We start from the raw sequence: 26731 nt of genomic DNA, 5'->3' as shown, positions 1-26731 counted from the left end.
TCACAGGGAGTTGTCGACCATTCGTGCGGCATAGTCGGGGCGATTAGGCCCTATACCACTTCCGGCTCTGCCGTGCGAACAACTTCGTTTATTCGGCGCATACTGCTGAAAGCAGACGGTCGTCCGCGTTACTGTCAGTTTCGTGTTCGCTGCAGAACGTCGCCAATTGATCCTCGAAATGGTGCGAGCGAACGGGGCCGTGTCGCTCCGTGAGCTCGCCCGCGTCGTCCAGACCTCCGAAGTGACCGTACGGCGGGACGTGCGCGCACTGGAGGCAGAAGGACTCCTCGACCGCCGACATGGCGGTGCGGTATTGCCGGGCGGGTTCACGCGGGAGTCCGGCTTTCCGCAGAAGTCACATCTCGCGACCGCCGAGAAGACGGCCATCGCCGACCTCGCCGCGAACTTCGTCGAAGAAGGCGAAGCCATCGTGGTCGGGGCGGGTACGACGACACAGGAGCTGGCCCGCCGGCTCGCTCGCGTACCCGGGCTGACCGTCGTCACCAACTCCCTTTTGGTGGCACAGGCGTTGGCCCATGCCAACCGGGTGGAGGTCGTGATGACCGGCGGCACTCTGCGCGGCTCCAACTACGCGCTGGTGGGCTCCGGCGCCGAGCAGTCCCTCCAGGGGCTGCGGGTCTCGCGGGCCTTCCTGTCCGGCAGCGGTCTCACCGCCGAGCGCGGGCTGTCCACGTCCAACATGCTGTCGGCGTCCGTCGACCGGGCGTTGGTGCAGGCCGCGGCGGAGGTCGTCGTGCTCGCCGATCACACCAAGCTCGGTACGGACACGATGTTCCAGACTGTGCCGACCGATGTGATCACGCGGCTGGTGACGGATGAGCCGCCGGCGCATGACGATCGTGCCGGTACGGAGTTGCAGGCGCTGGCTGATCAGGGGGTGCAGATCGCTGTCGCGGGGGCGTCGGGAAACTCCGGGGGCTCGGGTGCGGCGGGGGGTGATTCCGTCCCCCCGCGCCAGGCGCGCCGTGACGTTGCTCTGCCGGGGCCTCGGCGGGGGCAGGTTCCGGGGGCCGGGTTGAGGACGTTGACGTCTGATGCCGGACCGGAACAGCAGCGGGCGCGCGTTGCTGACTTGCGGCGGCGATAGGTTCGCCTCTTCGCCGTAGGGGTTCGAGTAATTGCGCGAGTGCAGGTCGTATGTGGCTGGTCGCGCAGTTCCCCGCGCCCCTAAGTAAGTCCCCGCAGCGTTAGTTGCAACAGTCTGTCGGCCAAGTCCTCGTCCCCCGGGCTCTCCTCCGCCGCCAGTGCGATCGCATGGGTCAGTTGGAGGAGGTCGGTGATGGCCACGTCCTTCCTTACCGCGCCCGCCTCTTGTGCTCTCGTCAGGAGCGCGCCGCCCGCCTCCCTGATCGGGTCGCTGCATCTTGCCAGGGCCGATGTGTCGTCGGATGTCACCGACATCAACTGTCGTGCCAGGCCCCGGTATTCGCCCGCGTGCGTGACGATCTCGCGCAGCCATGTCACCAGGGCCGCGCAGGGGTTGGGGTCGGACAGGAGTTCGTGGGAGCGGGCCAGCAGGTCCGCCACCGCGTCCTCGAAGACCGCGCTCAGCAGGGCGTTGCGGTTGGGGAAGTGGCGGTACAGGGTGCCGATGCCCACGCCGGCGCGTCTCGCCACGTCCTCCAGGGACGCCTCCGCGCCATGGGTGGCGAAGGCGGTGCGGGCCTCGGTGAGGAGGCGTTCGTAGTTGCGGCGGGCGTCGGCGCGCATGGGGCGGGCCGGTGCGGGGGGTGCCGGGGCCGGGGTTTCCCTGTTCCCCGCGGTCTCTCGTGAGATCGCGCTCACCATGGCTCCCACCTGCTCTCTCGCACGCCCCCGTTATGCCTCCAGGATGCCATCGGAGACGGCCGACCGGGCTTGCCGGGGGGCGCGCAGGCCGTACCTTCTTCTCGGGGGTGTCCTTCTCGGGGCTTCCCCGGACATCTCAGGACTTCTCATGGCGAGAGCAGCGCCGGGAGAGTGCGTATGGAGATCGCCGGTGTGGACGCGCGGCGGGTGCTCGGGATCGTGAGCGAGCTGGAAGACGCCGGGTCGGAGCGGGAGTTGCGGGAGCGGGCCCTGGGGGCGCTGATGGAGTTGATCCCGGCCGACGCGGGGCAGGCGTACCGGCTCTCCGTCGACGGTGCCGGGGTGTCCGCGCTGTCCGTGCCCGAGGACTCCTTCCACGCCGACCCGATGGTGATCTACGACCATCCCCTGGACCACCCGCTCACCGACATCATGCTGGAGACGCCCACCGCGCAGGCCTGGCGGGTCAGCGATGTCGCCGGGGACCGGCAGTGGCAGCGCACCCACTGCTACAACCTGGACTTCCGGCCCTTCGGGCTGCGCCGGCACCTGGTGGCGACGGCCGGGGCGGGTGGGGGCGCGGTCGAGGGGTACGCGCTGGTGAGGTCCGGCGCCGACTTCAGCGAACGGGAGCGCGATCTGCTCGGTTTCGCGCAGCTCCAACTCGCGGGGGTGGAGCAGCGGTTGGGTGAGCGGCAGCGGCTGCTCGCGCTCTCCGCCGCCGCCCTGGCCCTCGCTGCGAGCCATGGGTGGGGGGTGGCCGTGCTCGGCGAGGACGGCCGGGCGCAGCCGCTGAACGCCCTCGCCGCCGAGCTCCTGGCCGTCGTACGGGACGATCCCCTGCTGGGCCGGGAGCAGCCGTTCACCGTCCGGGACGTGGAGGTGCGGCCCGTGCCGTCTGCCGCCCCCGGACTGCCCGTCCTGTTCCTGCTCCGCGACCTCGCCCGGGGGCGGACCCTCGCCCGGGTCTTCGGGGTGACCGAGCAGGAGTACCGGACGCTGCGCCACCTCCACGACGGCCGTACGGCGACGGAGACGGCCCGGCGGATGGGGCTGTCGCCGACCACCGTGCGCGGCTACATCGCCTCCCTGCACCGGAAGCTGGAGGCCGGGCACACGGCGGCGCTGCTGCGGCGGGGGCGGGAGCTCGGGTTGCTTATCGACTGAGGTCAGGGGCCGCAACCCTCAGAATTGACGGATGGTCATCGGCCGGGTGCCCTCGCTTCACTGGCTTGAGGCGCTCCGCACCACGCGACCTCAGGGGGACCCTCATGGCCACTACGTCGTCACACCCACCCACCACCACCGAGCCGGCGCCCGCCGGGACCGCGCGGCGGCTCGCGGGGCTCGCGGCCGTGCTGGGACCGCTGCTGCTCGGGGCGGCGTTCCTGATCAGCCCGTACGACACCAACGCCGACGCCGACGAGATCGCCCGGGTCATCGCCGCCCACCAGGGCGCCACGGAGGCGTCCGTGTGGCTGTGGACGGTCGGGACCGTCGTCCTCGCCCCGGGGCTGATCGCCGTCGGACTGCTGGCCACCGCGCGGTCCGCCAAGCTCGGCCTGTGGGGCTCGGTCCTCTTCGGCACCGGGCTGCTCGCGATCACCGCGACCCCGTCGCTCGACGCCGTCGCCCTCGGCGCGCTCGACAAGGGCGTCGACGTCGACACCCTGGCGAAGGTCGCGAAGGGCACCAACGACCTGCTCGTGGTGGGCGTGCCGATCCTCTACTTCATCGCCGCCCACGTCATCGGCGCCATCCTGCTGGGCGTCGCCCTGCTGCGCAGCCGGACCGTGCCGGTCTGGGCCGCCTGGCTGCTGATCCTGGCCATGCCGTTCAACGTCGCCGGCTACGCGAGCGGCATCGATCCGGTGACCGTCCTGTCGTTCGTGATGCTCGCCGTGCCCTTCGGCTACGCGGCCCTCGCCTTCGTACGGCACGGCACCGGATGGGTCCGCAGCAACCCGTAGACCATCACCTCGGGGGAAAAAACGGAGCGCCCGGCGGACTGACTGCTCCAGTCCGCCGGGCGCCCCGGGATGTCGTACGGGACCTGCTCAGTCCTTGATCTCGCAGATCGCCGCGCCGGACGTGATCGACGCGCCGACGTCCGCGGACAGGCCCTTGATGGTGCCGGACTTGTGCGCGTTGAGGGGCTGCTCCATCTTCATGGCTTCCAGGACGACGACCAGGTCGCCCTCCTTGACCTCCTGGCCCTCCTCGACCGCGATCTTGACGATCGTGCCCTGCATCGGGGAGGCGAGGGTGTCGCCGGAGGCGACGGGGCCGGACTTCTTGGCCGCGCGGCGCTTGGGCTTGGCGCCCGCCGCGAGGCCGGTGCGGGCCAGCGACATGCCGAGCGAGACCGGGAGGGAGACCTCCAGGCGCTTGCCGCCGACCTCGACGACGACCGTCTCGCGGCCCGGCTCCTCGTCCGTCTCCGCGTCGGCGGGGGCGGCGAAGGGCTTGATCTCGTTGACGAACTCGGTCTCGATCCAGCGGGTGTGGACCGTGAACGGGTCGGCGGAGCCGGTGAGTTCGGGGGCGAACGCCGGGTCCTTGACGACCGCGCGGTGGAACGGGATGGCCGTCGCCATGCCCTCGACCTGGAACTCCTCCAGGGCGCGAGCCGCGCGCTGGAGCGCCTGCTCACGGGTGGCGCCGGTGACGATCAGCTTGGCCAGCAGGGAGTCCCAGGCCGGGCCGATCACGCTGCCCGACTCCACGCCCGCGTCCAGGCGGACGCCCGGGCCGGTCGGCGGGGCGAAGGTGGTGACGGTGCCGGGGGCCGGGAGGAAGTTGCGGCCCGGGTCCTCGCCGTTGATACGGAACTCGAAGGAGTGACCGCGCAGCTCCGGGTCGCCGTAGCCGAGCTCCTCGCCGTCGGCGATGCGGAACATCTCGCGCACCAGGTCGATGCCGGCGACCTCCTCGGTGACCGGGTGCTCCACCTGGAGACGGGTGTTGACCTCCAGGAAGGAGATCGTGCCGTCCATGCCGACCAGGAACTCGACGGTGCCGGCGCCGACGTAGCCGGCCTCCTTGAGGATCGCCTTCGACGACGAGTACAGCTCGGCTACCTGGGCGTCGGAGAGGAACGGCGCCGGGGCCTCCTCGACCAGCTTCTGGTGGCGGCGCTGGAGCGAGCAGTCACGGGTGGAGACGACGACCACGTTGCCGTGGGTGTCGGCCAGGCACTGGGTCTCCACGTGCCGCGGCTTGTCCAGGTAGCGCTCGACGAAGCACTCGCCCCGGCCGAACGCGGCCACGGCCTCACGGACCGCCGACTCGTACAGCTCCGGAACCTCTTCCAGGGTCCGGGCGACCTTCAGACCACGGCCACCGCCACCGAAGGCGGCCTTGATGGCGATCGGCAGGCCGTGCTCCTCGGCGAAGGCCACGACCTCCTCCGCACCGCTCACCGGGTCGGGGGTGCCGGCGACCAGCGGCGCGCCGGCACGCTGGGCGATGTGCCGGGCGGCGACCTTGTCACCGAGGTCGCGGATGGCCTGCGGCGGCGGGCCGATCCAGATCAGGCCCGCGTCCAGGACCGCCTGCGCGAAGTCGGCGTTCTCGGACAGGAACCCGTAGCCCGGGTGGATGGCGTCCGCGCCCGACTCGCGCGCCGCGTTCAGGACCTTCTCGATGTCCAGGTAGCTCGTGCCGGGGGTGTCACCACCCAGGGCGAACGCCTCATCCGCGGCGCGGACATGCAGAGCGTCCCGGTCCGGGTCGGCGTATACGGCCACGCTCGCGATACCGGCATCCCGGCAGGCCCGGGCCACGCGGACAGCGATTTCGCCACGGTTGGCGATGAGCACCTTGCGCACGATTGAGGCTCCCTCCTTGAAACAAGCCGAGTTTAGGGACTGCCGACACGGCAGTTCGACCCGTCCCCAATGGTGAGCTTGCCCACACGGAGCGTGATTCGAGGCTCGCTCGACCCGCGAAATCCCTTGTCACGCTTCGGTACGCAGGACTCCTCCGGAAAACCCTAGCCCGCCCTTGTGGTCAAGGTCTCTGTCACCACGTGCTGCGGGCCACTCCGTTTCTTTGTGGAGTCCCTACGAATGGCCCAATGATTCTTTGCCGTTCGCAGAACCCTTGTCCCCGGGTTTACCCGTTAGTAGCGTTCGCCGTGTATCGAACGTACTTGGGGTAACCAGGGCTCGGCTTGAGAGTGGGTGGGGACCGGTGGTGCGCAGGCCGGTGGCGTGGATCGTGGCGATCGTCCTCTTCGTGGAGGCGTTCGGGATCGCGGCGGTCAACTGGTTCCTCGGGGTGGTCGTCGACCGTCAGGACATGTCCCTGGCCGGCCTCGACCCCGACATGATGTCGACGTCCTCGAAGATCGGCGGCATCGTCTTCGGCCTCTACTTCGCCTTCTGTGGCCTGGTGGCGCTGCTGGTCGCCCTGCGCGACCGCGCCCCGGCCGGCTTCGGCCGCATCCTGCTGATCAGCGCGGCCGTGGTGCACGCCCTGCTGGGCGCGTTCGCGTGGGGCCTGCTGGGCCCGGCCGAGTTCGGCTTCATGGTGGTCGTACTGGCGCTGATAGTGCTGCTCCTGATGACGTACGACAGTCCTCAGGAGCCCGCCGACGCCGCCCCCGGCGACCAGGGGGACGGCGGCCCGGCCAAGGAGGGCAACGGCCCGGTCACTTCTCCGCCGGCGCCCACAACTCCGTGATCCCGACGCCCAGTTCGGCCAGCAGCTTCCGTACGAGGGGCAGGCTGATGCCGATCACGTTGCCGTGGTCGCCGTCGATGCCGTCGATGAACGGCGCGCTGCGGCCGTCGAGGGTGAACGCCCCGGCGACGTAGAGGGGTTCGCCGGAGGCGACGTACGCGGCGATCTCCTCGTCGGTCGGCTCGCCGAAGCGGACGACGGTCGAGGCGACGGCCGAGGCGTACCGGCCGGAGACGGTGTCGTAGACGCAGTGGCCGGTCTGGAGCGTGCCCGCGCGTCCGCGCATCGCCTTCCAGCGGGCGGTGGCCTCCTCGGCGTCCGCGGGCTTGCCGAGCGCCTCGCCGTCGAGGTCGAGCACGGAGTCGCAGCCGATCACGATCGCGCCCTTGACCTCGGGTTTCGCCGACACCACGGAGGCCTTCGCCTCGGCGAGCGCGAGCGCCAGGTCGGCGGGCGTGGGGGCGGTGACGGCGTCCTCGTCGACGCCGCTCACGATCACCTCGGGGGCCAGTCCGGCCTGCCGCAGCAGATTCAGCCGGGCGGGGGACTGGGAGGCGAGGACGAGTCGGCGGCGCGGCTGATCAGTCATGCGGTCAGGGTATCGGCGCCCGTCACTTCGTGCCGAGCACGATCATCGCCAGCACCATGGCCAACGCCAGGAACAGGCCCAGCCGTCGCAACATCTCCTGCATGTCGCGCAGTTCCTTGGGCGGTTCGTTCTCGGGGTCGGACCAGAGCATGCGTCCAGCGTGCGGCGGCGGGGTGGGGCGGCGCCTGAGTACGCGTACTCAACTTCACCAAAAGGGTCTGCGGTTCCGTTAGTGTGGCTCTTGTTAAAGGAACTTTGGTCCCGTTTGGAAGGTCGTGCTGCCATGTTCACCACCGTCTGGGCCGCCTCGCCCCAGCTGCCGAGCGAGGGCTTCACCCCCAACTGGTCGAGGGAGGGCTTCTGGCGCCAGTCCCTGCGGCAGGCCGTCCGGCTGACCGGGGGCGGGGAGCGGGTGCGGATACGGCTGTCGAACGCGTACGGCACCTCGCCCGTGCGGGTCGCCGGGGCGGCCGTGGAGGGGCGGCGGCTGGGCTTCGGGGGCGAGGGCGGAGTGGAGATCCCGGCGCGCGGAGAGGTCGTCAGCGACGCCGTCCAACTCGCCGTCGCGGCGGGGGAGTCGGTGGCGGTCACGCTGTACTTCGAGGCGGCGACCGGGCCGGCGACGTTCCACGCGCAGGCGTTCGCGCCGAGTTGGCGGGGCGAGGGGGATCTGCTGGACAGTGCCGGGGGCTTTGATGCCGTGAGCGAGTCCTGGTACTTCCTGAGCGCCGTGGAGGTCGACGCCGGTCGGAGCGACGGGGTGGTGCTGTTCGGGGACTCCCTCACGGACGGGTTCGGGTCGACGGTGGGCGCCGACCGGCGGTGGTCGGACGCGCTGGCCCGGCTGACCGGGCGGCCCGTGCTCAACGCCGGGATCGGCGGGAACCTGCTGCTCAACGATTCCGCGTGGTACGGGGAGAGGGGGGTGCGGCGGTTCGGGCGCGATGTCCTCGGGCCGGCCGGGGTGGACACGGTTGTCGTGCTGCTGGGGCTGAACGACATCGGGTTCAGTGAGACGGATGAGCAGCCTACGTACAAGCCGGCGCCGGTGGTGGAGGCGGATGAACTGATCGCCGGGTATCGGGAGTTGATACGGCAGGCACGGGGGCTGAGGGTCGTCGGGGGCACCTTGTTGCCGTTCGGAGGCTCGGACCACTGGGGGGAGCATGCGGCGAAGGTGAGTCACGAGGTGAACGAGTGGATCAGGGGTGCGGGGGAGTTTGACGCGGTGGTGGATCTGCAACGGGTGATGGCCGATCCGGGGGATCCGGATCGGCTGTGTGGGGCGTACGACTTCGGCGATCATCTGCACCCCAATGACGAGGGGTACGAGGTGATGGCCGAAGCCGTTGTGCGCCGTCTTTAGCTGCGGGTTCGCTGTGGCTGGTCGCGCAGTTCCCCGCGCCCCTGGGTAGGTTGCGGCTAGCTTGGCCAGTAAGTGCGGGCCCATGTACTCGGCCCGGGCTGCGGCAAGCGGCGTGTTGCGATGCGGGACGGGTCCGACCACCCGTCCCGCGGCTGGGGGGCGCCGGGCGGTGTTTCCGCTGCCGCCGCGGCGCGGGCTCGGACCACCGCCAGGGCGGCGGCGAGCTCCTCGGGGGTGGGGTTGCCCCGTACGACCTTGATCGTCATGGCGACTCCTAGAGGGGGATGTTGCCGTGCTTCTTCGGGGGCAGGGACTCCCGCTTGGTGCGCAGCTGGCGCAGGCCGCGGACGATGTGGCGGCGGGTGTCGGACGGCATGACGACGGAGTCGATGTAGCCGCGCTCGGCCGCGATGTAGGGGTTGAGGAGGGTGTCCTCGTACTCCCGGATCAGCCGGGCGCGCACCGCTTCGAGGTCCTCGCCGTTCGCCTCCGCCTCCGCGATCGTGCGGCGGTGCAGGATGTTGACCGCGCCCTGGGCGCCCATGACGGCGATCTGGGCGGTGGGCCAGGCGAGGTTGATGTCCGCGCCGAGGTGCTTGGAGCCCATGACGTCGTAGGCGCCGCCGAACGCCTTGCGGGTGATGACGGTGATCAGCGGGACCGTTGCCTCGGCGTAGGCGTAGATCAGCTTGGCGCCGCGGCGGATGATGCCGTCGTGCTCCTGGTCGACGCCGGGCAGGAAGCCGGGGACGTCGACGAAGGTGATCACGGGGATGTTGAAGGCGTCGCAGGTCCGCACGAAGCGCGCGGCCTTCTCGCTGGCCTGGATGTCGAGGCAGCCGGCGAACTGCATCGGCTGGTTGGCGACGATGCCGACCGGGTGGCCCTCGACCCGGCCGTAGCCGGTGAGGATGTTCGGGGCGAACAGCGGCTGGGTCTCGAAGAACTCGGCGTCGTCCAGGACGTGTTCGATCACCGTGTGCATGTCGTACGGCTGGTTCGCGCTGTCCGGGACGAGCGTGTCCAGCTCCAGGTCCTCGGCGGTGACGGCGAGGTCCGCCTCCTCCGGGTAGACCGGCGGCTCGGAGAGGTTGTTGGACGGCAGGTACGACAGCAGCTGCTTGACGTACTCGACGGCGTCCTTCTCGTCGCCGGCCATGTGGTGGGCCACGCCCGAGACGGAGTTGTGGGTGCGGGCGCCGCCCAGCTCCTCGAAGCCGACGTCCTCGCCGGTGACGGTCTTGATGACGTCGGGACCCGTGATGAACATGTGCGAGGTCTGGTCGACCATGACGGTGAAGTCCGTGATCGCCGGGGAGTACACCGCGCCGCCCGCGCAGGGGCCGACGACCAGCGAGATCTGCGGGATGACACCGCTCGCGTGGGTGTTGCGGCGGAAGATCTCGCCGTATGCGCCCAGCGAGGCGACGCCCTCCTGGATGCGGGCGCCGCCGGAGTCGTTGATGCCGATGACCGGGCAGCCGGTCTTCAGCGCGAAGTCCATGACCTTGACGATCTTCTGGCCGTAGACCTCGCCGAGGGCGCCGCCGAAGACGGTGAAGTCCTGGGAGAACACGGCGACCGGGCGGCCGTCGACGGTGCCGTACCCGGTGACGACGCCGTCCCCGTACGGGCGGTTGTTCTCCAGCCCGAAATTGGTGGACCGGTGCCGGGCGAACTCGTCGAGCTCGACGAACGACCCCTCGTCGAGCAGCAGCTCGATCCGCTCACGGGCCGTCAACTTGCCCTTGGCGTGCTGCTTCTCCACGGCGCGTGCGGAGCCGGCGTGCGTCGCCTCGTCGATGCGGCGCTGGAGGTCCGCGAGCTTGCCCGCGGTGGTGTGGATGTCGATCTCTTCCGGCTCGGACATCGGGTCGCGGCTCCCTGCCTGCTCAAAAGGGGGGACGGTTACTCATCCGTAGAGTAGTAGCGGGCCTACCAATCAGCAGTGCGGCGTAGGACACACCTAGGGTGGCTTGCATGACGCCGCGAGATGCTTCAGACGACAGCCGCTGGTCCAACCTCGACCGGCCGCCGCTCAACGGGGCCGCGCTGCGGCGCGCGCTGGTGCGCGACGGCGGGCTGTACTGCGATGTGGAGGTCGTCCAGCGCACCGGGTCGACCAACAACGATCTGGCGGGCCTGGCGGTCAAGGGGGACGCCGAGGAGGGCGCGGTCCTCGTCGCCGAGGAGCAGACGGCGGGCCGTGGGCGTCTCGACCGTCAGTGGACGGCGCCGGCCCGCTCCGGGCTGTTCTTCTCCGTCCTGCTGAAGCCGACCGGGGTACCGGTGGCCCGCTGGGGCTGGCTGCCGCTGCTGACCGGGGTCGCCGTCGCGACGGGGCTGTCGCGGGCGGCGGGGGTGGATACGGCACTCAAGTGGCCCAACGACCTGCTGGTGACCGTGGGGGGCGAGGAGCGCAAGGCCGGGGGGATCTTGGCGGAGCGGGCCGGCGAGGACGGCGTGGTGATCGGGGTCGGCATCAACGTCACCCTGCGTGAGGACGAGCTGCCGGTGCCGACGGCCGGTTCGCTGGCGCTGGCGGGGGCGGTCACGACCGACCGGGACCCGTTGCTGCGGGCGGTGCTGCGGTCGCTGGAGGAGTGGTACGGGCGGTGGCAGCGGGCCGGGGGTGATCCGGCGGTCAGCGGGCTCCAGGAGACGTATGCGGCGGGGTGCGCGACGCTGGGGAGGGTGGTCCGGGCCGAGCTGCCGGGCGACCGCTCGATCACGGGTGAGGCGGTGGCGGTGGACGGCGACGGCCGCTTGGTGATCGCGACGGAGGAGGGCGTACAGGAACCGGTGGGAGCCGGAGACATCGTGCACTTGAAGCTTGCGTGAGCTGTACGTACCCAGGGGCGCGGGGAACTGCGCGACCAGCCACAACGGTCCCGCAGCTGACCCTCGTCATCAGCCACCCACGGTCTCCCGGCTCCACCTAGCGGAGCGAGGACGTGAGCTACCGCACACCTGCCGTAAAGTGAAGGCCGGTCGATACCTGACCGTGGCAGATCGGAAGGGCAGCAGGCGTGACCGTCGACGACAGGGGTTCCGGCGAGGACACCAACGCCGCCGACCCCGGAGGGGCCCCGCACCCGCTCGCCGTGCGTCTCGAAGCGCTGATCCTCGGAGCCGAGCGGCGCTACACGCCCTTTCAGGCGGCCCGTACCGCCGGTGTCTCCATGGAGCTGGCCACCCGCTTCTGGCGGGCCATGGGCTTCGCCGACGTCGGACAGGCCAAGGCCTTCACCGAGGCCGACGTCCTCGCCCTGCGGCGCCTCGCCGGTCTCGTCGAGGCCGGGCTGCTCAGCGAGGCGATGGCCGTGCAGGTGGCCCGGTCCACCGGACAGACCACCGCCCGCCTCGCCGAGTGGCAGATCGACTCGTTCCTGGAGGGGCTGACCGAGCCGCCCGAGCCCGGCATGACCCGTACCGAGGTGACGTACCCGATCATCGAGCTGCTCCTGCCCGAGCTGGAGGAGTTCCTCGTCTACGTCTGGCGCCGCCAGCTCGCCGCCTCCGCGGGCCGTGTCGTGCAGGCCGCCGACGACGAGGAGATGGTCGACCGGCGCCTCGCCGTCGGCTTCGCCGACCTCGTCGGGTTCACGCGCCTCACCCGGCGCATGGAGGAGGAGGAGCTCGGCGAGCTCGTCGAGGCCTTCGAGACCACCGCCGCCGACCTCGTCGCCGCGCACGGCGGGCGCCTCATCAAGACCCTCGGCGACGAGGTGCTCTACGCCGCCGACGACGCGGGCGTCGCCGCGGAGATCGCGCTGCGCCTCATCGAGACCATGGCGAACGACGAGACCATGCCCGAGCTGCGCGTCGGCATCGCGTTCGGCACGGTCACCACTCGTATGGGCGATGTCTTCGGCACGACCGTCAATCTGGCCTCCCGGCTGACCTCCATAGCTCCCCGCGACGCCGTCCTCGTCGACAGCGACTTCGCCCAGGAACTGATCCGCACCGGCGAGGCGCCCGCGTCCGAGGCGGAGGCCGCGGAGGCTGTCGCGGCGGCGGAGAAGGAGGGCGAGGAGCCGCCGACGTATCGCTTCGCGCTTCAGCCGATGTGGCAGCGGCCGGTGCGAGGGCTTGGGGTTGTGGAGCCTTGGTTGCTTACTCGGCGGGGTGAGACGACCGCCTGAGGACGTGCCGGGTGGGGTCGTTCGGCGAGTGCGGGTGGGTGGGGGCTGGTCGCGCAGTTCCCCGCGCCCCTTGGGGCGTTTATCGGCCCAGCGGGCCTACGCACAGGCCGATCACCGGGACGCATACTCCGCCGCCACCAGGCTGGTTCGGCGTCGGCGTCGGTGGCGCCGGTGCCGGCGTCGGTGTGCTCGTGTTCTGACTCGGTGCCGGGGACGGCGTTCGCGTCGGTGTTGGTGTCGGCTGTGGGGCTGCTGTCGTCGGGTTCGGGGCGTCCGGGATCGTCGTAGGGCCCGGGGTGCTCATGGAACCCGGTGGCGTCGATGGCAGCGGTACGAGGCTCACCGTGGACGTCGGTGTGGCGCTTGCCCCGCCCATCGGGGCGGTCGCCGACGGGCTCACCTTGGGTACCGCCCCCACCGTCGCGGCTGCGTTGGTCGCGCGGTCCGTGCCGGAACCGGCGTGTGGGTCGTCGAGGCGGGGTTCGGCCTCCGCGGTGCCGAGGCCGCCGCCCAGGCCCCCCTCGGGAGCCATCCGTACGAGGCTCAGCGCACCGGCCGCCACAGCCAGTCCGCCGACGGCGAGGAGGACCTTGCGGGGCCGCGGGCGACGGTGCCGGCCGCGGGAACCGAAGAAGCGCTGCGGTACACCGTCGATGGCCTCGGCGGCCGTGGCCTGCGTGTCCGTCAACGTCGTCATGGCGACCCCTCCCCGATGCGCTCGCGCCCCCTGTGCGCCGTGGCGGAGCGCACGCTATGCGCTCCTGTGGGCGATGGGGGCGGAGTTGGGCGGGATGTCACTCGAACGGGGTGTCGGGGGGCGACCAGGGAACCGGTGCCCCGCGCCCGCCCGCCCTTTCGTCCCCGGGGTCGGGCTGCGATGATCGGGCCCGGTGAAGTCTGTTAACCCACGTTAACTGGAGGGTGTCATGAGCGAGGAACGGTACGGGGAGTTCGTGCTGGTCCGGCGGCACGGGCACGTCGCGGAACTCGCCCTGGACCGGCCCAAGGCCATGAACGCCGTGTCGACGGAGATGGCCCGCTCGGTCGCCGCCGCCTGCACCGCGCTGGGCGAGGACAAGGATGTACGGGCGGTCGTGGTGACCTCGACCCACGAGCGGGCGTTCTGCGTCGGCGCCGACCTGAAGGAGCGGAACTCCTTCACGGACGCCGATCTGGTCCGGCAGCGCCCCGTCGCGCGCGGCGCCTACACCGGCGTACTGGAACTACCCGTACCGACCATCGCCGCCGTCCACGGCTTCGCACTGGGCGGCGGCTTCGAGCTGGCCCTGTCATGCGACCTGATCGTGGCCGACAGCACGGCGGTGGTGGGCCTGCCGGAGGTGTCGGTCGGCGTGATCCCGGGCGGCGGCGGAACACAGCTCCTGCCGAGGCGGGTGGGTGCGGCCCGGGCGGCCGAGCTGATCTTCACGGCGAGGCGGGTGGAGGCGGCAGAGGCAAGGGAGTTGGGCCTGGTGGATGTGTTGGTGGAGGAGGGAAGGGACCGGGAGGAGGCCCTCGCGATGGGCACCAGGATCGCCGCCAATTCACCGGTGGGATTGAGGGCGGCGAAGAGGGCCTTGCGGCTCGGACACGGCCTCGACTTGAGGGCGGGCCTGGAGGTGGAGGACGCGGCCTGGCGCTCGGTGGCCTTCTCAGGCGATAGGGCGGAAGGCGTAGCGGCCTTCAATGAGAAGCGGAAACCTGAATGGCCGGGCGAGTAGGAGGCTTTTAGGGGCGCGGGGAACTGCGCGCCAAGCCCCCACCCACCCGCACTCCGCCGTCCCGCCCCAGCCACCCCCTACCTGCCCGGCTCATTCCAACACCGCTTATCACCCAAAACCTCCCTAACCTGGAGCAATGGCGGAGGACACGCGGCTCAAGGCAGTCGTCGCGCTGGCGCAAGGCATGGCCGCGGCCCACGGCTCACGCGAGGCCTGGCGCGCGGCAGCGACCGGCGCCTGCCGCGCCCTGAGCGGCAGCTTCGCTGCCCTGTCGGTGTGGGAGCGCGAGCTGGGAAGGCTGCGTGTGCTCGTCAACGTGGGGGACCGCGCCCCGGACGAGGACGAGTTCCCCGACGCCGAGGCGTACCCCGTGCATCAGTTCCCTGAGATCACCGAGTTCCTGCACGAGCGCTGGGCGGGCGGCGGTGAGCCCAACGCGTGGGTGGAGACCGCCGAGGGGCCCGCCGCGGGGCGCCGGCCCGGGTACGTGCATCAGCGTGTCGCCGCCCTCCGCAGGAGAGGCCGCGGGTGTTGTGTCGTCGCGCCGATCGTGCTGAATGGCCGTGCCTGGGGCGAGCTGTACGTCGCCCGCGCGGCCGGTGACCCCGTCTTCGACCGGGGCGACGCCGACTTCGCCACCGTGCTGGCCGCCGTGGTCGCCGCCGGGATCGCGCAGGCCGAGCGGCTGGAGGAGGCGCGGCGGCTGGCGTTCACGGACGCCCTCACCGGGCTCGCCAACCGCCGTGCCGTGGACGTACGGCTCGACGAGGCCGTCGAGCGGCACAAGCGGGAGGGTGTCGTCGTCAGCCTCGTCGTGTGCGACCTCAACGGGCTCAAGCGGGTCAACGACACCCTCGGGCACGCCGTCGGCGACCGGCTCCTGGAGCGGTTCGGTTCCGTGCTGTCGCTGTGCGGGGCGATGCTGCCGGGGGCGCTGGCCGCGCGGCTCGGGGGTGACGAGTTCTGTCTGCTCGCGGTCGGGCCGGCCGCCGACGAGGTCGTCAAGGCGGCCGACGAACTCTGCCGCCGGGCCGCGGAGTTGGAGCTGGGGGAGGGGGTGGCCTGCGGGGTCGCCTCCACCGAGGACCCCATCGGGCCGGTGCGGTCCGCCCGGAGGCTCTTCCGGCTGGCCGACGCGGCCCAGTACCGCGCCAAGGCCGAGCGCGCCGCCAAGCCGGTCGTCGCGGGGCGGGAAGGGCCGGACGATCCCGTCGTACGGCTCGCGGACGAGCCCTCGGGGGAGCGGGAGGCGCACGGGGAGCGGCGTCGGTTCCGCGGGCGCCGACTGTGACGTACGCACGAGTAAGGGGCGAACCCCGCCCCCACTCGTGACATCCCCGTCTTCACTGCGTACGCTCCTGAATATGGATATGCACACTGTGGTGGTGGGGACGTCCGGGGTGACCGCGTCCGACGTTCTCGCCGTGGCGCGCGACGGCGCCCGGGTCGAGCTCTCCGCGGAGGCGGTCGCGGCCCTCGCCGCCGCCCGCGAGATCGTGGACGCGCTGGCCGCCAAGCCCGACCCGGTCTACGGCGTCAGCACCGGCTTCGGCGCCCTGGCGACCCGGCACATCAGCACCGAGCTCCGCGCGCAGTTGCAGCGCAACATCGTCCGTTCGCACGCCGCCGGCATGGGGCCGCGCGTCGAGCGGGAGGTCGTACGGGCCCTGATGTTCCTGCGGCTGAAGACCGTCTGCTCGGGGCACACCGGTGTGCGGCCCGAGGTCGCGCAGACCATGGCCGACGTGCTGAACGCGGGGATCACCCCGGTCGTGCACGAGTACGGCTCCCTCGGCTGCTCCGGCGACCTCGCGCCGCTCTCCCACTGCGCCCTGACGCTGATGGGCGAGGGGGACGCGGAAGGCCCCGACGGGGTCGTGCGGCCCGCCGGTGAGCTGCTCGCCGAGCACGGCATCGCGGCCGTCGAACTGCGCGAGAAGGAGGGGCTCGCGCTCCTCAACGGCACCGACGGCATGCTCGGCATGCTGGTCATGGCCCTCGCCGACCTCGACACGCTCTACAAGTCGGCCGACATCACCGCCGCACTGTCCCTGGAGGGCCTCCTCGGGACGGACAAGGTCCTCGCGCCCGAGCTGCACGCCATCCGCCCGCACCCGGGGCAGGCCGCCAGCGCCGCCAACATGCTCGCCGTACTGAAGGACTCGCAGCTCACCGGGCACCACCAGGACGACGCCCCGCGCGTCCAGGACGCCTACTCCGTGCGCTGCGCGCCGCAGGTCGCCGGTGCCGGGCGCGACACCATGGCGCACGCGCGGCTCGTCGCCGAGCGGGAGCTGGCCTCCGCCGTCGACAACCCCGTCGTCCTGCCCGACGGGCGCGTGGAGTCCAACGGCAACTTCCATGGCGCGCCGGTGGCTTACGTCCTCGACTTCCTCGCCATCGCCGCCGCCGACCTCGCGTCCATCGCGGAGCGGCGTACCGACCGGCTCCTCGACAAGAACCGGTCGCACGGGCTGCCGCCGTTCCTCGCCGACGACGCCGGTGTCGACTCCGGGCTGATGATCGCCCAGTACACGCAGGCCGCGCTGGTCAGCGAGATGAAGCGGCTGGCCGTACCGGCGTCCGCGGACTCCATCCCGTCCTCCGCCATGCAGGAGGACCACGTCTCCATGGGCTGGTCGGCCGCGCGCAAGCTGCGTACCGCCGTCGACAACCTCACCCGGGTCGTCGCCGTCGAGCTGTACGCCGCCACACGCGCCGTCGAGCTGCGTGAGGGGCTGACCCCGGGGCCGGCCTCGCGGGCCGTCATCGAGGCCGTGCGGAAGGCCGGAGTGCAGGGCCCGGGGCCCGACCGTTTCCTGGCGCCGGATCTGGCCGCGGCGGACGCGTTCGTGCGCAGCGGGCAGTTGGTCGCGGCGGCGGAGTCGGTGACCGGGCCGTTGCAGTAGACACGAAAGAGGGGCCCCGTCTTACGACGGGGCCCCGACTGCTGTGGTGCTTACTTCAGCTTCGCGACCTGGGCCGTGACGACCTCGGCCGGGATCTCGGTCTTGCCGCCCTTGCCGAGCGCGGCGAGGTTGACCGAGTAGAACGTGGCGACGGTGTTGCCCTTGCGGACCACCTCGGTGAGGAACGTGGCCGTGCCCTCGCCGTCCATGTCGACGTCCTCGGCGAACGCCAGCGACTCGTCACCGGCGCCGGAGGCCTTCGCCGTGGCGACCTTGGTGACCTTGGAGCTCTCGCCCTCGGCCTTGAGGCCGTAGCCGCCGGAGCAGGCCGTCACACCGTCGGAGACGGCCTTCATGGCCTTCTCGGCGCCGTCACCGTCGTAGGAGGACAGGCCGACGAACGTGATGCTGACGTCGAAGGCGTTCTCGATGTCGGCCTCGCTGAGGTCCGACGGGTCCTTGGAGGCCGCCGAGGTCTCCGCGGTGAGGGTGTTGCTGGCGTTCGCGTCCGTGTCGCCGGGGGCCAGCGCGGCCGTGGCCCAGGCCAGCGGGTCGCAGGCCGCCTTGTCGGTCTTCACGTCGCTCTTGGACTTGGGGAGGGTGTCGTCGCCCGACTCGGCCTCGTAGCCCTTGATGTCGCCCTTGGCGAGCAGCAGCTTCTCCAGCTCGGCGGAGGTCAGTGCCTTCGCGGCCGGCGCCGACGAGGCGGCGGCGGACTCCTTGGCGTCGGTGCCCTTGGCGTCGTCCGAACCGTTGTCGGAGCAGCCGGTGATGAGGGCGAGCGACAGCGCGCTCACTGCGAGCGTGGCGCCTATACGGGCCCCCGATGATCTCTTCATGAGCGGACTATGAGGTTTTGGTCAAACGTCCGTCAAGTCGATTCAAAAACCGTGACGTTCCCGACGTACCGAGTAAGTGACGAACCCGGCACCGAGCGCGAGGAAAGCCGTACCGCCGACCACGTACGGGGTCGTGTCGAAGCTTCCGGTGTCGGCGAGACGGGTGCCCTCGTCGGTGGTCTGCGTGGTGACGGTGGTCACCCTGGCCTGCTGCGTGACCTGCGATCTCGCCGGTTCCTCCTGGGTCGCGCCCGCGGACGGGACGAACCACAGGGCACACAGCAGCGTGCCCGCGGCGGTGGCGGTCAGCAACGGACGGCGAGCGGATGACACGGAATATCGATCCCCTTGTGGCGCTGGCGAATTGGCCGTGTGGGCCGATGTTAGTGAAAGGCGCGGGTCACGGGAAAGTCACGGGAGAAAAGGGCCGTACTCTCCGGAGCATGAGCACTGAAGAGACTTCACGGTTTGTGCGGCTTCGGGTGGAATTGGTGGTGGAGATCGATCACGAGGACGCCGTCACCAAGGCCGCGTTGGAGCGGATCGCCGACGACCCCGAGATGCCGGCCGACGAGCAGGCGCACGCCGAGAGCGCTGTGACGGAAGACACCGCGGAGGCCCTCGCCTATCTCGTCGACCCGTTCGACCTGGTCAGCGAGGTGCCCGGGGTCGAGCTGGTGCAGGCCTCCTGGTCCAGCGAGCGGATCGACTACGACCCGGATTCGCCGGAGTGGGACCTCGACGAGGATGATGAGGACGCGGAGGACGACGAAGAGGCGGCCGGCTGAGCGCTCTTGGGGAATTTGTGACCCCGGGTGGCAACCGCCGTCCGGGGTTTCGTCGTCTCAGGGGGCGCACGGACCGAGCTGCGCACCACCCGTCACGGCGGACGTGGTGTGCCCCACACGTTCCGAGAATGTGGAACGGGACGAACCGGTCGTAGCGTTTAGGTTTCATTGACGGGACTCTCGGGTTCGACGGGGACTCTCGGCTCTTTGGGGAATCGGCAACGATGGAGAAGCGTGTGATGACGGTCAGTAAGCGGCGCAGGGGCCTGGCGGTCGCGTCCGCACTGCTCGGCGGAGTGCTGGTGCTCTCGGCCTGTTCCGGTGGCGACGACGACGCCTCCGGCAGCGGCAGCAACGACACCTCCCAGGCCAAGGCCGACGAGGCCGCGGCCAAGAAGACGTCCGAGGCCGACATCAAGATCACGCCCAAGGACGGCTCCGAGAACGCCTCCATCAACAACTCCGCGGCCGTCACCGTGAGCAAGGGCACGCTCACGGACGTCGAGATGACCACCGCCGACGGCACCGCCGTCAGCGGCGAGATATCCGCGGACAAGACCAGCTGGAAGCCCAGCGCCCAGCTGGAGCGGTCGACCACCTACAAGGTGAACGCGGAGGCGAAGGACTCCGAGGGCCGCGTCGCCCACGAGAACGCCTCCTTCACCACGGTCTCCCCGTCCAACAGCTTCCTCGGCTACTTCACGCCGGACGACGGCGCCACGGTCGGCGTCGGCATGCCGGTGTCGATCAACTTCGACAAGGCGATCACCAACAAGGCGGCCGTCCAGAAGGGCATCACCGTCTCCTCCTCCAGCGGCCAGGAGGTCGTCGGGCACTGGTTCAACGCCAACCGCCTCGACTTCCGCCCCGAGGACTACTGGACCGAGAACTCCACCGTCACGCTGAAGCTCGCGCTCGACGGTGTCGAGGGTGCGGACGGTGTCTACGGCGTCCAGCAGAAGACGGTCACCTTCAAGATCGGCCGCAACCAGATCAGTTACGTCGACGCGAAGACCAAGCAGATGAAGGTCACGCAGGACGGCAAGACGATCAAGACGATCCCGATCTCCGCGGGCTCTCCCGAGAACAAGACGTACGAGGGCATCATGGTGATGTCGGAGAAGTTCAAGGAGACGCGCATGAACGGCGCGACCGTGGGCTTCACCGACAACGACGGCAAGGGCGAGTACGACATCAAGGACGTGCCGCACGCCATCCGCCTCACCAACTCCGGCACCTTCGTGCACGGCAACTACTGGGGCGCGAAGTCCATCTTCGGCAGCGTCAACACCAGCCACGGCTGCGTGGGCCTCTCCGACACCAAGGGTGCCAACGACAAGGGCTCGGCCGGCTACTGGTTCTACAACAACTCGATCATCGGCGACGTCGTGATCGTCCAGAACACCGGCGACAAGACGGTGGCCCCGGACAACGGCCTCAACGGCTGGAACCTGAGCTGGGCGGACTGGAAGGCGGGTTCGGCGGTCTGAGCCGACCCTGACATCAACTGCCTGAGGGCGGTCACCCGATGGGGTGACCGCCCTCAACTTATGCCTCAGGTAAGGGGGTTGCCGGTAATATCCGGCATGTGACGCGCCTCGGGTGCGCCTCCCTTGTTCCGGGTCCCTCCCGTCGGGGCCCGGCCCGAAGCGGGGCGGTTCCGGGTAAAGAAAAAGGCCGCCTCCCTATGGAAAGGGAGGCGCACCCTATGAGACGTCATGCCAGGCCGAAACCGACTCTCGTGTGTCGGCTCACCCGGTGTCTGCCGGAATCGTGGGCCAAGCATGTGAGGCGGTGGTGGCTCTGGTGGCTCGGCAGGTAGCGGGAGATCCCTATACCCAGTAGGGACCTCCCCGTAGCTCCTGGCTGAGCTGAGGCCCCTGTCACGGATTCCGGCCGTGGCGGGGGCTTCTTGCTACCAGGAAAGTACACCGACGGCCCCCTCCGCAACCGGAAGACGCCGTCGGTGTTCAGTTCGACGCGGTGCCCCGCGGACTACTTGCCGTAGTACGCGTTATAGATCGACACCGTCGACTTGTTGTTCTTCTTGTCGGTGATCTTCGCGTGGAACGAGATGCCCTTGCCCTTGTCCGGGTTCTTCACGGTGATCTTGCCGTCCTTGACCGTGACCTTCTTCCAGGTCTGGCCGTAGTCGTACGACACGTACACCGTCAGGGACTTGAGGTTCGAGCCCTTCGCCGCGCCCTCGACCGTGACCGGGAAGGTCACCGTCTTGCCGGCCTCGACCCTGCTGTCCAGGCCCGTCTTGGCACCGAAACGGGCCGTGGAGACCGGGAGGGAGACGAGGTCCGCGGAGGACTTCTTGGAGCGGAACACGAAGCTCGCGTCGATCCGCGTCGACGCCGCCGCCACCTTGACGCTCCGCTTCACGGACGTCGTCAGCTTGTACTCGGCGTCGGAGGCGGGCACCTTGAACAGGCCGTCACCGAACAGCGGGTCGGTGTTGGAGCCGACCTTGGTGCCGTTGCGGTACAGCTCCGTCTTCACCGAGCTGAAGTCGGACGAGCCCGCGTGCTTGCTGCCGTCCGCGAACAGCGGCAGGAAGCCGTAGATGTTGTTGCCCTCGCGGAAGACGCCGTAGTCCTTGCTCAGGTGCGGACCGAAGACCGCGGTGTTGAAGGTCTTCGTGTACTTCTGGCCCGCCTTGAAGGTCTGCGGGTTGCCCAGCGTGTAGTAGGCCTCCGTGATCGGGAAGCCGTCCGCGTCCTTGCCCTTGTACTGCTCGAAGTCCAGCGTCCACTGGATCTTGTCGGACGTCGAGACGTACAGCGTGCGGGCACCGGGCAGCGCCTGCTCCACGGGGACGCCGATCACGACGTCCTCGGGGAAGACACCCCAGCTGGTGAGCCCGCCGGTCTTGCCGGCCGCGGCCGCGCCCAGGTTGTTCTTCACCGTGGCGAGCTCGGACGCCTTGAAGTGGCGGACCTTGTCGCCCTGGATCTTCTTCACCTTGGCGGTCGTGGCGACGTCGTACTCGGCGTCGTCACCCTTGGTCCACTGGCCGCTCCAGGTCTGGCTCAGACCGCTCGCGACCTCCGCGCCCTGGTGCGCCATCCGCAGGTCGGCGAAGGTCGGCAGACCCACCCCGATACCGACGCCGGCCGGCTCGTAGTAGTAACTGGCCATGCCCGACAGCTGCTTGGCGGCGGCGTCCGGCACCGTGATGTCGGCCGACTTCGTCTTGCGGGCGTCGACCGTCACCGAGGAGTTCTTGGTGAGGCTCAGCTTCGGCTGGACCACCCAGTCCAGGCCGCCCTCCAGGTTCACCCAGTCCTTGGCGATCCACGCGTCCAGCAGATACGTGCCCTTCGGCAGCCGCATCTTGGTGGTGCCGGAGTCGTCGATCGTCACCTGGTAACCGCGGTCGGTGGCCAGGCCGCTGTAGCCCATCAGGATCGTGTTGTAGTCCTTCGTCGGCTGACCGTCCTTGCCGATGTGCTTGATCGTGAGGTCGTACGACTCCACCTCACGCTGCACGGCGGCCGCCGTACGGACCGTCTGACCGCCGCCCGTCGCCGTCACGTACGCGGAGTACGCGCCGTCGACCGTGCCGCCAAGCTTGGTGTTCACGGTCGCCTTGACGGTGGCCTTGCCGCCCGCCGGGACCGTCACCTTGCTCGCGCCGAGCTTGAAGAAGCCCGAAGGAGCGGCCTGGCCCTTGGGGTTGGTGGCCTTCACCGACAGGGTGAGGGTCACGTCCTTCGTGCCGAGGTTGCGGTACGTCAGGTCCTTGCTGACCGGCTTGTCGTCGGTGTGCGGCCACGCCTGCGTGCCGAAGCTCACCGACACCGGGTCGGCGATCACGGTCTGCTTGATGGCCTTGTCGACCTGGATACGGCCCGAACCCTGCTCGAACGGGTTGTACTTGCCGCCCTTCGCGGAACCCGTCAGGGCACCCTTCAGCTCGGCGTACGTCCAGTCCGGGTGCTCCTGCTTCAGGATCGCCGCCGCGCCCGCCACATGCGGCGTCGCCATCGACGTACCCGAGATGGTCAGATAGCCGGCCGGCTTCTCGCCGACCTCCTGCTCGATGACGCTGCCCTTGGCCGACGCCGCCGTGATGTCCACGCCCGGCGCGGTCACGTCCGGCTTGATGGCGCCGTCGCCGACGCGCGGGCCGGTGGAGGAGAACGGGGCGAGGACGTCCTTGTCGTCGACGGCGCCGACGGTGAGCGCGGCGTCCGCGCTGCCCGGCGAACCGACCGACTCAGGACCGGAGTTGCCCGCCGCGATCGCGAAGAGGATGCCCTTCTCGGCGGACAGCTTGTTGACCGCCGCCTCCAGCGGGTCGACCTCCGGGGTGTCCTGGCCGCCCAGGCTGAGGTTGACGACGTCGGCGCCCTCCGCGGCCGCCCACTCCATGCCGGCGAGGATGCCGGAGTCGTCACCGGAACCGGTGTCGTCGAGGACCTTGCCGTTGAGGATCTTGGCGCCCGGCGCGACACCCTTGTACTTGCCGTTCGACTTGGCGCCGGTGCCCGCCGCGATCGACGCGACGTGCGTGCCGTGACCGAAGTGGTCGGTGGCGTCGGCGGCCGTGGAGAAGTTCTTGGCGTCGATCACCTGGTCCTTGAGGTCCGGGTGGCTCGCGTCGACACCCGTGTCCAGGACGGCGATCTTGACGCCCTTGCCGTCGTAGCCCGCGGCCCACGCCTTGGGGGCGCCGATCTGCGGGACCGACTTGTCGAGGCTCGCGGTGCGGACACCGTCCAGCCAGACGTGCGCGATGCCGGACGCCGTCTTGTCGCCGTTGGTGACCGCGTCCCACAGCTCGGGCGCGTCGGCGGTCGGGGTCTGCACCGCGTCGGCGTTCAGCGTCTTCAGGGACTGCCGCAGGGTGCCCGCGTCCCGGACGTCGTCCTTCGCGGCGGTGGCGGCGCCCTTGTAGCCGACGATCACCTTCAGGCCCTTGGCCTGAGACTTGCGGGTCGCGGACTTGTTGAGCTCGGTGATGTCGAACAGCCGCTGGTCCAGCTTGCCGGCCGCGACCAGGCGGGCCGCGTCGCCGGGTATGACGAGGGTGTGCCCGTCCGCCTTGCGGACCTGGAAGGGTATCTTCTCCCGCCCCTTGGCCCGCTCCACGCTGACGACCCGGCCCTTGGTGTCGACGGCGACCCGGTCACCCGTGATCAGGGTGATGCGGTGGTGAGCGGTGAACGGCTGGCTCGACCAGCCCGCCGCCTGTGCCTGAGCCTTCGGATTCGCCGCTGCCGGGCTGGTCATGCCCGCGGCGAGAGCGACCGCCGCCCCCGTGGCCACGGTGGCAGCACAAACTCTTTTCACTTGTCTGCGCAAGACTCCCCCTTGCTGAAGGTCCGGGTGAATTCCCCGTTCACCCGGCCGGGGGTGGTCCCGCACAGACAAACGCGCGCCCCCCGGAATACGCAGTATGCCGGGGGGTGATCAGGCACCTCAATAGACAGGTGACGCACAGCGGGCGACTGTTACGCGTTGCTCATACTCAGGGGCACCCGCTCTCGTACTCAGGAGCTCGCGTTCTCCTTCACCGTGATCTTTCCCTTGCGAATGGTGGCCAGGCGCGGGGCCTTCTTCGCGATCGCGGAGTCGTGCGTGACCATGATGAAGGTCAGCCCCAGCTCCTTCCACATGCGTTCGAGTACGTCCATGATCTCGTCGCGCATCGACTCGTCGAGGTTGCCGGTCGGTTCGTCGGCGAGCAGCACCTTCGGCTGCTTGACGAGGGCGCGGGCGATGGCGACGCGCTGCTGCTGGCCTCCGGACATCTCGGAGGGGAGGTGCGCGAGGCGCTCGCCGAGGCCGACCGACTTGAGGGCCTCCGCGGCTCGTTCCCTGCGGTCCTTCACCTTGACGCCGAGCGGGACGAGGGCCGTCTCCACGTTTTCCTGGGCGGTGAGGGTGGGGATGAGGTTGAAGCTCTGGAAGACGAAGCCGATGTTCTCGCTGCGGACCTTGGTGAGCTTGGCTTCGGAGAGCCTTGCCAAGTCGGTGCCGTCCAGGACTACTTCGCCGTCCGTGGGCTTGTCGAGGCCGCCGAGCATTTGGAGGAGGGTGGATTTTCCGCCACCGGTGGGGCCCTGGATGACCAGGCGGTCGCCATCGGCGATGGTGAGGTCGACTCCGTCGAGGGCGTGGACTGTTTCCTTGCCTCGGGTGTAGCGCTTGGTGACGCTTTTGAGTTCGTACATTTTGGGTGGCTCCTGAGTGTTGTTCGACTGCGGGTCGTGGGGGCTGGTCGCGCTCACGCGGCGGAGCCGCATATCAGATACAGCCCCGCGCCCCTAAAAGCCCTCGACTCCCGTCCGTCGAAAAGTGATTGCTACTCGACTCGGCGCAGTGCGTCCGCCGGCCTCAGCCTCGACGCTCGCCAGCCGCCGAACGCTCCCGCGATCAAGCCGCCCGCCACCGCCAGGCCCACCGCGATCGCCACCGTCGTCGTGCTCACCGGGGCCGTCAGGGCGACCTCCAGGGTCTTGGCCGTGGCGCGGCCCGGGCCGCCGCCGAAGCCGCCGCCTCCGCCGGGGCCGCCGCCCATGCCGCCACCGCCTCCGCCGCCCAACTGGGCTTCCAGCGTGGGGCTGATGGCCGTGACGACGTACGCGCCCGCCAGGCCCAGGGCGATGCCCAGTGCGCCGCCGAGGAGGCCGTTGACCATCGCTTCGCCGACCACCTGCCGGGTGACCCGGCCCGAGCGCCAGCCGAGGGCCTTGAGGGTGCCGAACTCGCGGACGCGGCGGGAGACCGCCGAGGAGGTGAGCAGGCCGGCGACCAGGAACGCGGCGACCAGGACCGCGATCGACAGCCACTTGCCGACGTTCGTCGCGAGGGAGGACGCCGTGGAGAGGGAACCGGAGACGGTGTCGGCGAGGTCGGCGGAGGTCGTCACCGTCGTACCGGAGATGTTCTTCTGGATCGTCGACTTGACGGTGTCGATCTGCTTCGAGTCGGTCGCCTTGACGTAGATCGTGGTGACCTTGTTCTTCGAGTCGCTGAGGGTCTGCGCCTGCTTCAGCGGGATGTAGAGGTTGGCCGCCGCGTCACCGCTGCTGGCGGTGGCGATGCCGATCGTCTTGTACTTGGTGCCCTTGATCGTGATCGTCGAGCCGACCTTGTACTTCTTCTCCTTGGCGTACGCCGAGTCGACGACCACGACCTTGGCGTTCGTCTCGGAGGTCTTGAAGGTGCGGCCGCTGGTGATCTCCGAGGAGGTCAGCGGGCCGAGGGCGGGCTCGGTGACGTCGGTGCCGAAGACGGAGTAGTTGTTGACGTCGAAGTCCGCGCCGCCGCCTTGGACTTCACCCTGGGGCTGGCCGGTGCCGCCACCGCCGGGGCCGCCCTGCTGGCCGCCGCCGTTGCCGTTCTGCTGGAACTGGCCGCGCGTGAACTGGCCGCTGACCTTGATGACCTGGAGGCTCAGCCCGCCCACGGCGTCCGAGACGCCCTTCTGGTCGCCGACCTTGGCGACGGTCGAGGTCGCGAGGGTCTGGAAGCCCTGGACCATGACGCGGTCGCTGCTCTGCTCCTCGTCGGAGTCGCTGTCCTGCGCGTCGAAGTTGAAGCGCGGGCGCTCGGAGCCGTTGGCGGAGGGCGCGGCGGCCGCCTTGGTGACCGTCATGTCGGTGCCGAGGCCGTACAGCGACTGGAGGACCTTGTCCTGGGCCTTGCCCATGCCCGAGGACACGGAGTTGACCACGATGACCAGCGCGATGCCGAGCGCGAGCCCGGAGGCGACGACGAGGGCCGCCTTTCTGCGGCGGCGCAGTTCGCGCCTCAGGTAGGTGAAGAACATGGCCGCAAGGTAGGTACGGCGCGTGATGGCTGGATAAGGCTGAAATAAGAGAACGATGAGAAGGCTGTCCACGGGCCAGGAGAGAGCCCG

24 protein-coding genes are annotated in these 26731 nt (G+C 69.9%); 12 read left to right on the top strand and 12 right to left on the bottom strand.

What is annotated here, in order from left to right; all coding sequences use genetic code 11:
• The first annotated feature begins 142 nt into the window (after positions 1-142).
• Complete coding sequence (locus tag IQ210_RS25010) at positions 143-1108, top strand: DeoR/GlpR family DNA-binding transcription regulator (RefSeq protein ID WP_194081352.1); 966 nt, start codon at positions 143-145, stop codon at positions 1106-1108.
• 80 nt (positions 1109-1188) lie between these two features.
• Here the strand turns inward: IQ210_RS25010 and IQ210_RS25005 are convergent, their stop codons facing one another.
• Positions 1189-1731, bottom strand: coding sequence for a TetR/AcrR family transcriptional regulator (locus IQ210_RS25005; protein ID WP_194081572.1), 543 nt, complete (start codon positions 1729-1731; stop codon positions 1189-1191).
• Positions 1732-1986: 255 nt separating this feature from the next.
• On the opposite strand from IQ210_RS25005, the gene IQ210_RS25000 reads away from it, so the two are divergent.
• Together IQ210_RS25000 and IQ210_RS24995 are read left to right on the top strand one after the other, a co-directional pair.
• Positions 1987-2976 (top strand): helix-turn-helix transcriptional regulator, encoded by a 990-nt coding sequence (locus tag IQ210_RS25000; protein ID WP_194081351.1) that lies wholly within the window; start codon positions 1987-1989, stop codon positions 2974-2976.
• Positions 2977-3080: 104 nt separating this feature from the next.
• Positions 3081-3779 (top strand): hypothetical protein, encoded by a 699-nt coding sequence (locus IQ210_RS24995; RefSeq protein ID WP_194081350.1) that lies wholly within the window; start codon positions 3081-3083, stop codon positions 3777-3779.
• 87 nt (positions 3780-3866) lie between these two features.
• Here the strand turns inward: IQ210_RS24995 and IQ210_RS24990 are convergent, their stop codons facing one another.
• Entirely contained in the window at positions 3867-5639 is a 1773-nt protein-coding gene (locus IQ210_RS24990) for an acetyl/propionyl/methylcrotonyl-CoA carboxylase subunit alpha (protein ID WP_194081349.1), read from the bottom strand.
• A gap of 364 nt (positions 5640-6003) precedes the next feature.
• Between IQ210_RS24990 and IQ210_RS24985 the strand changes: the two genes are divergently transcribed.
• Entirely contained in the window at positions 6004-6495 is a 492-nt protein-coding gene (locus IQ210_RS24985; RefSeq protein WP_194081348.1) for a hypothetical protein, read from the top strand.
• Here IQ210_RS24985 and IQ210_RS24980 read toward each other — a convergent pair.
• Together IQ210_RS24980 and mmpB are read right to left on the bottom strand one after the other, a co-directional pair.
• A complete protein-coding gene (locus IQ210_RS24980; RefSeq protein WP_194081347.1) occupies positions 6464-7084 on the bottom strand; it encodes a Maf family protein in 621 nt (206 codons plus the stop codon). The two genes, IQ210_RS24985 and IQ210_RS24980, sit on opposite strands and share 32 nt — an antisense overlap.
• A 22-nt stretch (positions 7085-7106) precedes the next feature.
• Positions 7107-7235 (bottom strand): morphogenic membrane protein MmpB, encoded by a 129-nt coding sequence (mmpB, locus tag IQ210_RS47940; protein ID WP_256784129.1) that lies wholly within the window; start codon positions 7233-7235, stop codon positions 7107-7109.
• A 132-nt stretch (positions 7236-7367) separates the two neighbouring features.
• On the opposite strand from mmpB, the gene IQ210_RS24975 reads away from it, so the two are divergent.
• Positions 7368-8450: an SGNH/GDSL hydrolase family protein gene (locus IQ210_RS24975; protein WP_194081346.1), complete on the top strand. Its 1083-nt coding sequence runs from the start codon at positions 7368-7370 to the stop codon at positions 8448-8450.
• Positions 8451-8506: 56 nt separating this feature from the next.
• On the opposite strand, the gene IQ210_RS24970 is transcribed toward IQ210_RS24975, so the two are convergent.
• Complete coding sequence (locus IQ210_RS24970; RefSeq protein WP_194081345.1) at positions 8507-8716, bottom strand: acyl-CoA carboxylase subunit epsilon; 210 nt, start codon at positions 8714-8716, stop codon at positions 8507-8509.
• Positions 8717-8724: 8 nt separating this feature from the next.
• Positions 8725-10320, bottom strand: coding sequence for an acyl-CoA carboxylase subunit beta (locus IQ210_RS24965; protein WP_194081344.1), 1596 nt, complete (start codon positions 10318-10320; stop codon positions 8725-8727).
• Positions 10321-10430: 110 nt separating this feature from the next.
• Between IQ210_RS24965 and IQ210_RS24960 the strand changes: the two genes are divergently transcribed.
• Complete coding sequence (locus IQ210_RS24960; protein ID WP_194081343.1) at positions 10431-11291, top strand: biotin--[acetyl-CoA-carboxylase] ligase; 861 nt, start codon at positions 10431-10433, stop codon at positions 11289-11291.
• 188 nt (positions 11292-11479) lie between these two features.
• A complete protein-coding gene (locus tag IQ210_RS24955; RefSeq protein WP_194081342.1) occupies positions 11480-12595 on the top strand; it encodes an adenylate/guanylate cyclase domain-containing protein in 1116 nt (371 codons plus the stop codon).
• A 79-nt stretch (positions 12596-12674) separates the two neighbouring features.
• Here the strand turns inward: IQ210_RS24955 and IQ210_RS24950 are convergent, their stop codons facing one another.
• Positions 12675-13292, bottom strand: coding sequence for a hypothetical protein (locus tag IQ210_RS24950; protein WP_228048305.1), 618 nt, complete (start codon positions 13290-13292; stop codon positions 12675-12677).
• A 229-nt stretch (positions 13293-13521) separates the two neighbouring features.
• Here IQ210_RS24950 and IQ210_RS24945 point away from each other — a divergent pair, with 229 nt between their 5' ends.
• The 3 genes from IQ210_RS24945 to hutH all read left to right on the top strand — a co-directional run bounded on the left by IQ210_RS24945 (position 13522) and on the right by hutH (position 17225).
• On the top strand, positions 13522-14316 hold the full coding sequence (locus tag IQ210_RS24945; protein ID WP_194081341.1) for an enoyl-CoA hydratase/isomerase family protein: 795 nt from the start codon (positions 13522-13524) through the stop codon (positions 14314-14316).
• 136 nt (positions 14317-14452) lie between these two features.
• Positions 14453-15607, top strand: a complete 1155-nt coding sequence (locus tag IQ210_RS24940) for a GGDEF domain-containing protein (protein WP_194081340.1) — start codon at positions 14453-14455, stop codon at positions 15605-15607.
• Between the two features lie 79 nt (positions 15608-15686).
• Positions 15687-17225, top strand: coding sequence for a histidine ammonia-lyase (gene hutH / locus IQ210_RS24935; RefSeq protein ID WP_194081570.1), 1539 nt, complete (start codon positions 15687-15689; stop codon positions 17223-17225).
• A gap of 50 nt (positions 17226-17275) precedes the next feature.
• Here the strand turns inward: hutH and IQ210_RS24930 are convergent, their stop codons facing one another.
• Complete coding sequence (locus IQ210_RS24930; RefSeq protein ID WP_194081339.1) at positions 17276-18064, bottom strand: hypothetical protein; 789 nt, start codon at positions 18062-18064, stop codon at positions 17276-17278.
• A 42-nt stretch (positions 18065-18106) separates the two neighbouring features.
• A complete protein-coding gene (locus tag IQ210_RS24925) occupies positions 18107-18397 on the bottom strand; it encodes a hypothetical protein (protein WP_194081338.1) in 291 nt (96 codons plus the stop codon).
• Positions 18398-18507: 110 nt separating this feature from the next.
• Between IQ210_RS24925 and IQ210_RS24920 the strand changes: the two genes are divergently transcribed.
• Both IQ210_RS24920 and IQ210_RS24915 read left to right on the top strand, forming a co-directional pair.
• Positions 18508-18852 (top strand): hypothetical protein, encoded by a 345-nt coding sequence (locus tag IQ210_RS24920; RefSeq protein ID WP_194081337.1) that lies wholly within the window; start codon positions 18508-18510, stop codon positions 18850-18852.
• 224 nt (positions 18853-19076) lie between these two features.
• Positions 19077-20342 carry a L,D-transpeptidase gene (locus IQ210_RS24915; RefSeq protein ID WP_194081336.1) on the top strand — a complete coding sequence of 422 codons (1266 nt, stop codon included), beginning with the start codon at positions 19077-19079 and terminating at the stop codon, positions 20340-20342.
• Positions 20343-20847: 505 nt separating this feature from the next.
• On the opposite strand, the gene IQ210_RS24910 is transcribed toward IQ210_RS24915, so the two are convergent.
• From IQ210_RS24910 to IQ210_RS24900, 3 genes are all read right to left on the bottom strand, one after another.
• Positions 20848-24096, bottom strand: a complete 3249-nt coding sequence (locus IQ210_RS24910) for a S8 family peptidase (RefSeq protein ID WP_228048339.1) — start codon at positions 24094-24096, stop codon at positions 20848-20850.
• A gap of 260 nt (positions 24097-24356) precedes the next feature.
• Positions 24357-25040 carry an ABC transporter ATP-binding protein gene (locus IQ210_RS24905; protein WP_194081335.1) on the bottom strand — a complete coding sequence of 228 codons (684 nt, stop codon included), beginning with the start codon at positions 25038-25040 and terminating at the stop codon, positions 24357-24359.
• 131 nt (positions 25041-25171) lie between these two features.
• Complete coding sequence (locus tag IQ210_RS24900; protein ID WP_194081334.1) at positions 25172-26641, bottom strand: ABC transporter permease; 1470 nt, start codon at positions 26639-26641, stop codon at positions 25172-25174.
• Positions 26642-26731 lie beyond the last annotated feature (90 nt).

The sequence above is a fragment of the Streptomyces justiciae genome (genome assembly GCF_015163075.1).
Classification (GTDB): domain Bacteria; phylum Actinomycetota; class Actinomycetes; order Streptomycetales; family Streptomycetaceae; genus Streptomyces; species Streptomyces justiciae.
Note: the sequence above shows the minus strand (reverse complement) of the source record. Positions and strands in the feature narration are given on the sequence as shown.

Bases quoted from the DNA above. Each gene is read 5' to 3' on its own strand.
- IQ210_RS25005 (WP_194081572.1), bottom strand. From the start codon at position 1,731: ATGCGCGCCGACGCCCGCCGCAACTACGAACGCCTCCTCACCGAGGCC.
- IQ210_RS25000 (WP_194081351.1), top strand. From the start codon at position 1,987: ATGGAGATCGCCGGTGTGGACGCGCGGCGGGTGCTCGGGATCGTGAGC.
- IQ210_RS24995 (WP_194081350.1), top strand. From the start codon at position 3,081: ATGGCCACTACGTCGTCACACCCACCCACCACCACCGAGCCGGCGCCC.
- IQ210_RS24980 (WP_194081347.1), bottom strand. From the start codon at position 7,084: ATGACTGATCAGCCGCGCCGCCGACTCGTCCTCGCCTCCCAGTCCCCC.
- mmpB (WP_256784129.1), bottom strand. From the start codon at position 7,235: ATGCTCTGGTCCGACCCCGAGAACGAACCGCCCAAGGAACTGCGCGAC.
- IQ210_RS24975 (WP_194081346.1), top strand. From the start codon at position 7,368: ATGTTCACCACCGTCTGGGCCGCCTCGCCCCAGCTGCCGAGCGAGGGC.
- IQ210_RS24970 (WP_194081345.1), bottom strand. From the start codon at position 8,716: ATGACGATCAAGGTCGTACGGGGCAACCCCACCCCCGAGGAGCTCGCC.
- IQ210_RS24965 (WP_194081344.1), bottom strand. From the start codon at position 10,320: ATGTCCGAGCCGGAAGAGATCGACATCCACACCACCGCGGGCAAGCTC.
- IQ210_RS24960 (WP_194081343.1), top strand. From the start codon at position 10,431: ATGACGCCGCGAGATGCTTCAGACGACAGCCGCTGGTCCAACCTCGAC.
- IQ210_RS24950 (WP_228048305.1), bottom strand. From the start codon at position 13,292: ATGACGACGTTGACGGACACGCAGGCCACGGCCGCCGAGGCCATCGAC.
- IQ210_RS24945 (WP_194081341.1), top strand. From the start codon at position 13,522: ATGAGCGAGGAACGGTACGGGGAGTTCGTGCTGGTCCGGCGGCACGGG.
- IQ210_RS24940 (WP_194081340.1), top strand. From the start codon at position 14,453: ATGGCGGAGGACACGCGGCTCAAGGCAGTCGTCGCGCTGGCGCAAGGC.
- hutH (WP_194081570.1), top strand. From the start codon at position 15,687: ATGCACACTGTGGTGGTGGGGACGTCCGGGGTGACCGCGTCCGACGTT.
- IQ210_RS24930 (WP_194081339.1), bottom strand. From the start codon at position 18,064: ATGAAGAGATCATCGGGGGCCCGTATAGGCGCCACGCTCGCAGTGAGC.
- IQ210_RS24920 (WP_194081337.1), top strand. From the start codon at position 18,508: ATGAGCACTGAAGAGACTTCACGGTTTGTGCGGCTTCGGGTGGAATTG.
- IQ210_RS24915 (WP_194081336.1), top strand. From the start codon at position 19,077: ATGGAGAAGCGTGTGATGACGGTCAGTAAGCGGCGCAGGGGCCTGGCG.
- IQ210_RS24910 (WP_228048339.1), bottom strand. From the start codon at position 24,096: ATGACCAGCCCGGCAGCGGCGAATCCGAAGGCTCAGGCACAGGCGGCG.
- IQ210_RS24905 (WP_194081335.1), bottom strand. From the start codon at position 25,040: ATGTACGAACTCAAAAGCGTCACCAAGCGCTACACCCGAGGCAAGGAA.
- IQ210_RS24900 (WP_194081334.1), bottom strand. From the start codon at position 26,641: ATGTTCTTCACCTACCTGAGGCGCGAACTGCGCCGCCGCAGAAAGGCG.